8 protein-coding genes and 1 pseudogene are annotated in these 9,911 nt (G+C 42.4%); 6 read left to right on the plus strand and 3 right to left on the minus strand.

From position 1 onward, the window contains the following. A pseudogene (locus V7Z64_RS09315) lies at positions 1–203 on the plus strand (methyl-accepting chemotaxis protein); the annotation flags it as partial. 42 nt (positions 204–245) lie between these two features. On the opposite strand, the gene V7Z64_RS09320 reads toward V7Z64_RS09315, so the two are convergent. Together V7Z64_RS09320 and V7Z64_RS09325 are read right to left on the minus strand one after the other, a co-directional pair. Then, complete coding sequence (locus V7Z64_RS09320; RefSeq protein WP_297990640.1) at positions 246–2,363, minus strand: putative bifunctional diguanylate cyclase/phosphodiesterase; 2,118 nt, start codon at positions 2,361–2,363, stop codon at positions 246–248. Positions 2,364–2,530: 167 nt separating this feature from the next. Further along, positions 2,531–2,980: a C40 family peptidase gene (locus tag V7Z64_RS09325; protein WP_297990641.1), complete on the minus strand. Its 450-nt coding sequence runs from the start codon at positions 2,978–2,980 to the stop codon at positions 2,531–2,533. 214 nt (positions 2,981–3,194) lie between these two features. On the opposite strand from V7Z64_RS09325, the gene V7Z64_RS09330 reads away from it, so the two are divergent. Continuing rightward, entirely contained in the window at positions 3,195–3,884 is a 690-nt protein-coding gene (locus V7Z64_RS09330) for a TerC family protein (RefSeq protein WP_297990642.1), read from the plus strand. A 128-nt stretch (positions 3,885–4,012) separates the two neighbouring features. On the opposite strand, the gene cdr is transcribed toward V7Z64_RS09330, so the two are convergent. Then, positions 4,013–6,454, minus strand: coding sequence for a CoA-disulfide reductase (cdr, locus tag V7Z64_RS09335; protein ID WP_297990643.1), 2,442 nt, complete (start codon positions 6,452–6,454; stop codon positions 4,013–4,015). A 180-nt stretch (positions 6,455–6,634) separates the two neighbouring features. Here cdr and V7Z64_RS09340 point away from each other — a divergent pair, with 180 nt between their 5' ends. The 4 genes from V7Z64_RS09340 to V7Z64_RS09355 all read left to right on the plus strand — a co-directional run bounded on the left by V7Z64_RS09340 (position 6,635) and on the right by V7Z64_RS09355 (position 9,839). After that, positions 6,635–7,351, plus strand: a complete 717-nt coding sequence (locus V7Z64_RS09340) for an arginase family protein (protein WP_297990284.1) — start codon at positions 6,635–6,637, stop codon at positions 7,349–7,351. Positions 7,352–7,447: 96 nt separating this feature from the next. Then, positions 7,448–7,678 (plus strand): FeoA family protein, encoded by a 231-nt coding sequence (locus V7Z64_RS09345; protein ID WP_003398589.1) that lies wholly within the window; start codon positions 7,448–7,450, stop codon positions 7,676–7,678. Beyond that, positions 7,675–9,678: a ferrous iron transport protein B gene (gene feoB, locus V7Z64_RS09350; RefSeq protein ID WP_297990287.1), complete on the plus strand. Its 2,004-nt coding sequence runs from the start codon at positions 7,675–7,677 to the stop codon at positions 9,676–9,678. Before V7Z64_RS09345 ends, feoB begins: the two co-directional genes overlap by 4 nt. A gap of 14 nt (positions 9,679–9,692) precedes the next feature. Continuing rightward, positions 9,693–9,839: a FeoB-associated Cys-rich membrane protein gene (locus V7Z64_RS09355; RefSeq protein ID WP_219985701.1), complete on the plus strand. Its 147-nt coding sequence runs from the start codon at positions 9,693–9,695 to the stop codon at positions 9,837–9,839. Positions 9,840–9,911: the final 72 nt, after the last annotated feature.

A 9,911-nucleotide genomic window follows, 5' to 3' on the forward strand; every position in this document is an offset into this window, starting at 1 on the left:
TCATTAGCGAAAAGTTAGAGAAACAAGGAGAAAAAATGGACCGTTCCATCAGCGATTTTTCAGTTTTCATTCAACAGTCGAGCGCTTCGCTTGAAGAGGTAAGTGCAACAGTAGAACACTTAAAAGATGCGAATGAACAAATAGCAGCGTATGTAACAGAAACAGCCCGTCGTGCCGCAGTTATTCATCAACAAATAGTATAAAAGGGAAAAGCACCTCCATCAACTTAGAGGTGCTTTTTCGTCTTAAGCAGTTTGCAGCTGTTTTACGACTTGTTCGAATGGAACAGGCGGGCTAAATAAATAGCCTTGCGCTTTGTCACAATGGGTAGATTGTAAAAATGAGACGTGTTGCTCAGTTTCTACCCCTTCAGCGACAATGTGTAGCTGCAGCTGATGAGCAAGCGCGATAATGGCTTCCGTTAATTTGGCAGTATGTTCATTTGTGACGACTTCGAAAATAAACGATTTATCAATTTTCAGTGTATCGACGGAAATGTGGCGTAAGTAGGCGATCGATGAATAGCCGCTACCGAAATCGTCAATCGCAATACGAATGCCCATTTGTTTTAGTGCTTGAATCGTTTCAATGACTTGCTTCTCATCACTTAAAGCGATGTTTTCAGTAATTTCTAATTCAATATGGTGTGGTTGTAAACTCGTTTTCTCTAATAATTGTTGTACAAAACAAAGAAACTGCTCGCTTTTTAGCTGACGAAGCGATAAGTTAATACTGACATAGACGTGATTCATGCCCTGTTCGTGTAGCCGTTTTAAATCACAAACAGCTGTCTCGAAAATATATTCCCCAAGTGGAATAATAAACCCGTCTTCTTCCGCGATGCTAATAAATTCATTTGGTGGAACGAAGCCGAGTTCCTCGTCCGTCCAGCGAGCCAACGCTTCCATACCAACGAGCTCATTTCGTTTCATATCTATAATAGGTTGGTAATGCACAGAAATAGTGCGTTGTTCTAAAGCGATGTGCAGCCGTTGACGAATAAGTGATTTTCGTATACGCTCCCGTTCAAATATTGGATCGTACATCGCCCATTGATTTTTTCCTTTTTTCTTCGCTTCATACATCGCCATATCGGCATGTTGAATTAATGTCATTTCATCTTCCCCGTGTATTGGCCATATGCTGATGCCGAGACTTGTTGTAATAAACAATTCTTTTTGACGAATGAAAAAAGGTTCGCCAAGTATATCGATTATTTGTTGGGCAACTTGTTCAAACGATGGGACATCGGAGACGATGATTGCGAACTCATCGCCTCCAAGTCGGGCGACGAAGTGATCGTGCAAATGGTTTAAGCGTCTAGCAACAGCCTGTAATAAAAGATCACCAGCTGCGTGCCCGAGCGAGTCATTAATGTTTTTAAAGTTATCTAAATCAAGGAAAAAGAGAAAAACATTTTCCTTTTTTTCTCTCGCTATGTTTAGCCGTTCGCGAAGTGCATCTATAAAATAACGTCGGTTTGGCAAATTCGTTAGTTCGTCAAATAGAGCTTGTTTCTTTAATTGCTCTTTACTTTTAGCGAGCGCTTGCTCGGCACGTTCTTTTGCTTGAAATGGTTCTTTAAACGATGCCAAATATAAACCACGCAAAAAGTAAGAAAAGCCAATGACTTTATATACGTGTCCGAATATGTTTAACACATCATACACGTTTTGGTACAACGTGAAAATAAGTTCGCTTAAAAATAAGAAGACGAAGCCAGCGATGACGTCAAGCGTCGGTGCCAATCTTTTTTCTTTGTAGTGGCGGATAAGCAAAATGATCGTCATGACGTGCAATGATGTGATAACATATTCTATTCCATTTTTCAGCGGTGTTGTTCCCACTCCTTGAATGACAAGCGGCGGAAGGGAGTCAGCAGCTTGCACGATAAGAACGGAAACAAGCCCAATATATAGAAAAGGGACAACGAACCCAAGCACTTTTTCTTTCTCTTGGATCGGGCCGTCAGGAAGCCAAAACGCGAGCAATAAAAATATAGCTTGTGTCATACGGGCGGCTAGCCAAAAAGACGTTGCAAGCTGAACGGAACTATCAGCAAACACAATGCCCGGCATTTGTTTATATGTAAGCGTATGCAATAAATCGAGGAAACCTACAGCTAAAAATGTCGTCGCAATGCGCAAGCGTCGACGTGACAAAGCTTGCGGAAACGAAATCCACCCTTGAAACGCAATGGCCATAGCGACCGTAATACCGAAAAATTCAAGAATGGTGTGAAGTGATAAAAAGTGATTTTGTTCAAACGTTATTGTTAGTGACGGACGAAACAGCAAAATGGCAATAAAACATATCGTTGCCAAGATGCTTACAATCATCGTCCACTTTTCTTTTTTTGTCATCGGTGTTATGTCCCTCCATCATCCCCATGTTACATACATTATATATCGGAAAAATGGGGGAGAAAATGAAAAAATCATGAAAAAAAGCAGGGAACATTCCCTGCTTTGCTGTCGAGAGCAAGCACTCCGCGTCGAAAAACGTTCGGCATGAAGTGCTCGCCTTCGCATTATAATCGTTTAGCGCCAACAAAACGTTGTTTCCAATAAGATTGGTGAATGGAGTCTACTTTAACTCCTTTCGACGATGTCGCATGAATCATACGGCCATTGCCAATATAAATCGCAACGTGGGAGATTCCTTTATGTTTCGATGTTTTGAAAAATAGTAAGTCTCCCGGTGCTAATTGGTTCAGAGAAACAGGCTTCCCTTTCGAATACATCGCGCTAGAAGAGTGCGGAAGAGAGACGCCTATTTTTTTATATGTATAGCTAACAAAACCAGAGCAGTCAAATCCTTTCGGTGTCGTTCCTCCTGCACGATACGGTGTGCCAATCACTTTGTGCGCTTCAGCGATTAGTGTGCTAGCTGAAAACGCAGCTTCTGTTTTGAAAGGGTTTGCAAAATACGTGAAACATAGCAACATAAAGAGAGCGGTAGTGGCTAGAGCTTTTTTCATTGCTTGAACCTCCAAAGACTTGTTCCATCGACGAGTTCATTATAGCAAAAAAGATGTCGAAAAATTGTTACATAGCCATTAAATTATGTTACAAATACATTACAACGGTCGTTTTTTGTAAAAGAGAAGGCATATATGTCGGAACAGAAAGGTTGAATGTAGACGAGCTTCACGATAAGATAGTGGAGAACAATATTGAAGAAGGGGAACTGTAATGGGTGAATGGATCATTTCATCAGAGGCGATTGTCGCTTTATTAAAAATTATCGCCATTGATATTATTTTATCTGGAGACAATGCCATTGTAATCGCAATGGCTACACGTCGGCTACCAGAAAAACAACAGAATCGAGCGATTATATTTGGTACAGCAGGAGCGGTTATTTTACGCGTGTTATTCGCAGCAGCCATCGTCTTTTTACTACAAATTCCGTTCGTTCATTTTGTTGGGGGACTGCTGTTGCTTTGGATTGCATATAAGGTGCTAATCAACGAGGAAGAAGAGGCAAACGTACAAGCAGCTGATCGTTTATGGAAGGCGATTTGGACCATTATCGTAGCCGATGCGGTCATGAGTTTAGATAACGTCGTTGCGATTGCGGGGGCGTCCGGTGGACATATCGGCATGATTGCTTTCGGGGTTGCCATTAGCATTCCCATTATGATTTTTGGGTCTAAGGCCATTGTATTGGCAATGGAAAAATATAAGTGGATTCCGTACGTTGGTTCAGGTATTTTAGCATGGACAGCAGGGGAAATGTTGTTGAAGGATGAACAAATAAGAAGATGGGTCGCTTTTCCACAAGGTTCGCAAGCGCTCATATTTCTTATTGTTGTTACTGCATTTGTTTTATTAGCTGGGTATGTGAAGAATAAAAAAATGGATAAACGAAAAATCGCCTAAAATTTTTTACGGTCATATGTATAAAATAAAAAACAATGGTCATAATGGATAATGCTAAGTGTATTCCCCCGATCCCCCTGTGAATATACTTGAAAGGGCTATCTCGTCGCAGAGATAGCCCGATTTTTTTAGATGAATAAGTTTAGTCCTGATTCTTCCGCATCTCCTAAATATGTTGCGACGCCGCCGACTTCGATTCCATCAATTAATTCTTCCTTTTTAATGCCCATAATGTCCATCGACATCGAGCAAGCGACGAGTTTGACACCTGCAGCCATCGCGTTTTTCATTAACGTTTCGACATCGTCTACATGTTTCTTTTCCATGACATATTGAATCATTTTCGGTCCCATGCCAGCCATGTTCATTTTTGATAACGGTAGATCATGAACGCCTTTTGGCATCATCATGCCGAACATTTTTTCAAGCATATCTTTTTGAACAGGAGGTGCGTCTTTTTTTCGCAAAATATTTAGCCCCCAGAACGTAAAGAACATTGTCACTTTTTTCCCCATTGCAGCGGCGCCAGATGCGATAATAAACGAGGCGATTGCTTTATCTAAATCACCGCTGAAAACAACGATTGTTGCCCCGTCTTTTTTCGTTTCTTTTATAGATGGGTTCGGTGCTGTCGTTCCTTTTTGAATATAGGCGATAAACATTTTATTTTCGAACGTCGTTTTTAATAGCGTGTTGCCTGTTTTTTTACACCACGATTGAATGTCGCGGGCAAATCCTGGGTCTGTTGCTTTCACCTCTAATACATCGCCGTCTTTCAATTGTTCCATTGTTTGATATACTTTCATAATTGGTCCCGGACATTGTAGTCCGCATGCATCTAGCGTAGTTGTTGCTTGAATATTCAACATGTCTACACGCTCCGTTTGCTTTTCTTCGCTCTTTCTTTCTTCGGATTCGGATTGTTCGCTGTAAACGACAGCATACGTCTTATATCCGCCATCTAAGTTTTTCACATGGAATCCGTGTTGAGCTAATATACGTGCAGCTAAATAACCGCGCAACCCGACTTGGCAATAGACGTAAATGGTTTTATCTTTCGGAAGCTCATGAAGTCGCTTGCGCAATTGCACGAGCGGGATGTTGATTGAGCCTGGAATGAAGCCCATATCGCGTTCGACTTCTTCACGCACATCGACAAAACACGCCCCGTTTTTGATTAATTCATTCACCTCATGCCATTGAATTGTTTCGACCATATTTTCAATGATATTCGTTGCTACATATCCTGCCATATTGACGGGGTCTTTGGCAGATGAATATGGCGGTGCGTAAGCTAATTCTAAATCTGGTAAATCAAATACAGTCATTCCACCTTTAATCGCTGTGGCCATGACGTCAATTCGTTTATCGACACCGTCGTAACCAACGGCTTGGGCACCAAAGATGCGTCCTGTTTTCCGATCAAACAACAATTTTAATGCGATTGGGAATGCCCCTGGATAGTAACTTGCATGTGAATTCGGATGAATGTGTAACACTTCGTAATTTATGCCAAGGCGTTGCAACGTTTTTTCGTTGTTGCCTGTTGCTGAAACCGTCATATCAAACACTTTTGCGATCGCTGTGCCGAGCGTTCCGTTGTAGTGTACGTTTCGACCGTTCATATGGTCGGCAACGATTCGTCCTTGTCGATTCGCTGGCCAAGCGAGCGGAATGTGGGTCGGTTGACCGTTAATGTAGTCGATCACTTCAATGGCATCACCGATAGCATAGATTGAAGGGTCGGATGTTTGTAAGCATTCATTCACTTGAATGCCACCACGTTCGCCAATAGCTAAACCCGCTTGTTTTGCTAGCTCGTTTTCTGGTTTTACACCGATAGCTAAGACGACCATATCCGCTTCAAGTGTTGTTCCGCTTTGTAGGCGAACGATTTTTCCTTGTTGTTCAAATGCTGCCACCCCATCTTCTAAAATGAGGCGTACCCCTTTATCTTTTATATGTTGATGAAGAATGGCTGCCATTTCGTAGTCGACAGGTGCCATAATTTGCTTCGCCATTTCAACAAGCGTCACGTCTATGCCGCGCTCCCATAAGTTTTCAACCATTTCCACCCCGATAAAGCCACCGCCGATGACAACAGCTTTTTTCGGTTTCTTTTCATCGACATGCGCTTTGATTCGGTCGGTATCTGGAATGTTGCGCAATGTAAATACGTTGCTTGCTTCTTCAATGCCCGGAATATTTGGCTTGATTGGGCTTGCCCCCGGTGATAAAACAAGATAGTCGTAGCTTTCTTCGTACGTTTCTCCAGTTGGTAAATGTTTTACAGTTACCGTTTTCCGTTCACGGTTAATCGCGATCACTTCGCTTTGAATGCGAATGTCGAGGTTAAATTTTTCCGACATTCCTTCAACGGTTTGGACGAGCAAGGCGTCGCGTTCGGCGATGGCACCGCCGATATAATATGGAAGACCACAGTTAGCAAATGAAATATATTCTCCACGTTCAAACATGACGATTTCTGCTTGTTCATCTAAACGACGTAAGCGGGCAGCTGTCGTTGCCCCACCGGCTACGCCACCAACGATGACGATTTTTTTAGACATGTTCATCATCCTCCTTACATTGTGAATTGTATCACAAGAAAAATAATAGATAAAGGGGTATTAGTATTTGTTTGTGGCGGATATGTGAATTTTTTCACGAGAAAAGCATCGTTGTACGTATCATCAAGATGTTTGTATAATTTTGTTGAAGAAAAAACTTGCACAAGGGTGGGAAGAAATATGCATCCAAGTGTAACGTTTTTAAACTTCGACGATACGTATACGTGGCAGCGAAATCTTCTTCGTTTTCCTCATGAATGGATCGATATGTATGACATCAACGGAACGAATTTGTATTGCGATAGTAAAGCCATTCAGGAAATTGAAAAACGACTTGCTTCTCGTCAGGCGAGAGGAATTACGTTCATCGGGAGCGGAAATTACCACTACGTGTCATATGTATTAATGAAGCAGTTTCATGAGCCGTTTACGCTCGTTTTGTTGGACCATCATACAGATATGAACGAGCAAACGTTGTTTCCGCTTCTCTCGTGTGGCTCATGGGTATCATACGCTCAAAAACATGTTCCAGCATTAAAACACATTGTCATCATCGGTTCAGCAACTTCGCACGTCTCTTCATGTGTAACTATCTTTCCAAAAAGCGATATGATGTACGCGCCAATGACGATTGTGCGCGCCATTCCGACAAACAATGTATATATAAGCATCGACAAAGATGTGCTTCGTCCAGAAGACGCCCAAACAAACTGGGATCAGGGGACGATGTCGTTACAGACGCTCGTGACGTATATCGACCATCTTTTTCGCTACAAGCATGTGCTCGGTGTTGATCTATGTGGTGAAGACGTTTCATTTTGTGCGAAAAACGAAAAAGCAAATGAAGCGATTATACGTGCATGTTTCAAACATATCTCGATATCATCGGCGTCGTAACATTTTGTGAACATGATAAAAAAAGTAGATGTTTTCCCTTGTTGGTACTATAATGAATATTGAAAAAGGTTATCATTATTAATTGGGGGATTACGTATGGTTGCGATGACGCAATTGCGAGTTGGGGAACGTGCAAAAATTGTTGATTTATCACAAGTAAGCAACTTAGTAAAAAGAAGATTGCTAGATATGGGAGTAACTGAAGGGGCAGAGATATGCTTAAAATGTACGATGCCGCTTGGTGGACCATTTATGATTGAAAATTGCGGACAATGTGTCGGCATCCGCCGCAATGAAGCAAAGAACATTCAGGTGAAGCCGTTATGATGCATATCGCGTTAGTAGGTAATCCAAATACAGGGAAAACATCGTTGTTTAATCAGCTCACAGGGACGTATGAGTATGTCGGAAACTGGAGCGGCGTGACGGTTGAAAAAAAGGTAGGCGTTTTGCGCAATAAACAAGCAAAGATGATTGACTTACCGGGCGTATATTCGCTTCACCCGCTGTCTCGTGATGAGCGAGTTGTGACGCAATTTTTATTAACGGAGTCGTTCGAGGAAATTTTAAATATCGTCGATGCGTCGCAACTCGAACGAAATTTATTACTGACTGTTCAGCTATTGGAATTTGGTAAGCCGTTAATGGTTGCGTTAAATATGGTCGATGTCGCAAAAAGACGAGGGATATTTATCGATCAACAAAAATTAGCGGAGGCCTTGCGCGTGCCGATCGTTTCAGTCGTTGCTCGAACGGGAAAAGGGTGCGATCAAGTGGAGCGCATGTTAATGGAAAAAGTGTCTCAAGAAGCGAAACCGCTCCACATATATTACGGTAGTGCGTTGGAACGAGCCATTGCGCGTTTTATTGAGACGTGGGGAGCAGAGGAGAAATTCCCTGCCCGTTGGCTCGCCATTCAATTTTATGAAGGAAATAGCTACGTCCGTGATTATGTAGCAAAAAAATTGCCGGAAACAACGTGGCGTTCATTATACGAACAAGCAGAAAAAGAAGTGCAACAAGCCGAGCAAGCATCGCTTGATCAGCTCATTTACGAACGTCGTCGCTCATTTGTAAAAGAAGTGATTGAACAGTCCGTACAACGTCAGGAAATCGGGCGCGTGACGGTGACAGACCGCATCGATGCGGTAGTCACAAATAAATATGTCGGCATTCCGATTTTTCTACTGGCGATGTACATGCTATTTCAACTCACATTTGATTGGCTTGGAGCGCCGCTTTCCGATTTGCTTGATGCATTTTTTGCAGGTCCGCTTACTGATTTTGTGACGGCGATGTTGGAGGCGATCGGTGCTTCCGAATTTATTCGCGCGCTCGTCGTTGATGGCATTATTGCAGGGGTTGGCGGTGTCCTTGTTTTTGTACCGCAAATTTTTATTTTATTTTTCTTTATTTCTTTTTTAGAAGATTCGGGGTATATGGCACGTGTAGCGCTCGTTATGGACCGATTAATGGAAGCGGTCGGATTGAACGGAAAAGCATTTATTCCGCTTATTATTGGATTTGGTTGTAACGTTCCTGGCGTCATGGCAGCGCGGACGATCGAACAGCCGCGAGAGCGTCTTGTGACGATGTTGTTAACGCCGCTCATGTCTTGTTCGGCACGTCTGCCAGTATATGCTTTGTTTGTTGGTGCGTTTTTTGCGGCAAATCAGGCGCTTGTCGTTCTTTCTTTATACGTTCTTGGTGTTTCACTTGCACTTATACTTGCGAAACTATTTTCATTGACGATTTTAAAAGAAGAAGCGTCCGTATTTGTTGTTGAATTACCGCCATACCGTATGCCGCAATGGCAAGCGTTATGGCGCAGCACGTGGGATAAAGGGAAAGGATTCGTCAAAAAAGCAGGGACGTTTATTTTTGGTGGTTCAGTTGCTATTTGGTTATTATCGTATGCAGGTCCGAACGGTATGAACGTAAATATGGACGACAGCTTTTTAGCATTAATTGGTGGTGTACTTGCACCGCTTCTTGCACCGCTTGGATTTGGAACGTGGCAAGCAGGTGCGGCGCTATTAACTGGATTTTTAGCAAAAGAAATCGTTGTGTCTACGATGAACATCATTTATCACGTGCCGGATGTAGAGTCGCTTCAAGGATTGATGGCATCACACTTTACACCGCTGTCAGCATTTAGCTTTATGGCATTCGTTTTATTATATGTTCCATGTTTAGCAACTGTGGCGACCATTTATAAAGAAACTCGTTCGCGGAAATGGACGATGTTTTCCATTGGTTATGCGCTCGTTTTAGCCTATATCGTTTCATTTGTCATTTATCAAATCGGAAGCATGCTTGGCTTCTAAAGGAAGGGATACGAATGATCGCAAATGTTGTTATTGGATCGGTCATTTTCGGATATGCGGGGTGGACGATTTTCCGCTTCATTCAAAAAAGTAAACGCGGCACATGCGCAACTTGCTCAGTGAAAGGATCATGCGGTGCGAGCTGCCATGAAAAAAGCTGACTTCGGTCAGCTTTTTTCAGTATATAATACGAAAAGTAGCTTCGTGAGGAACGGTAGGGATGGCATATTGCT

Source organism: Anoxybacillus sp., from assembly GCF_036834105.1.
In the GTDB taxonomy this organism is placed as follows: Bacteria; Bacillota; Bacilli; order Bacillales; family Anoxybacillaceae; genus Anoxybacillus.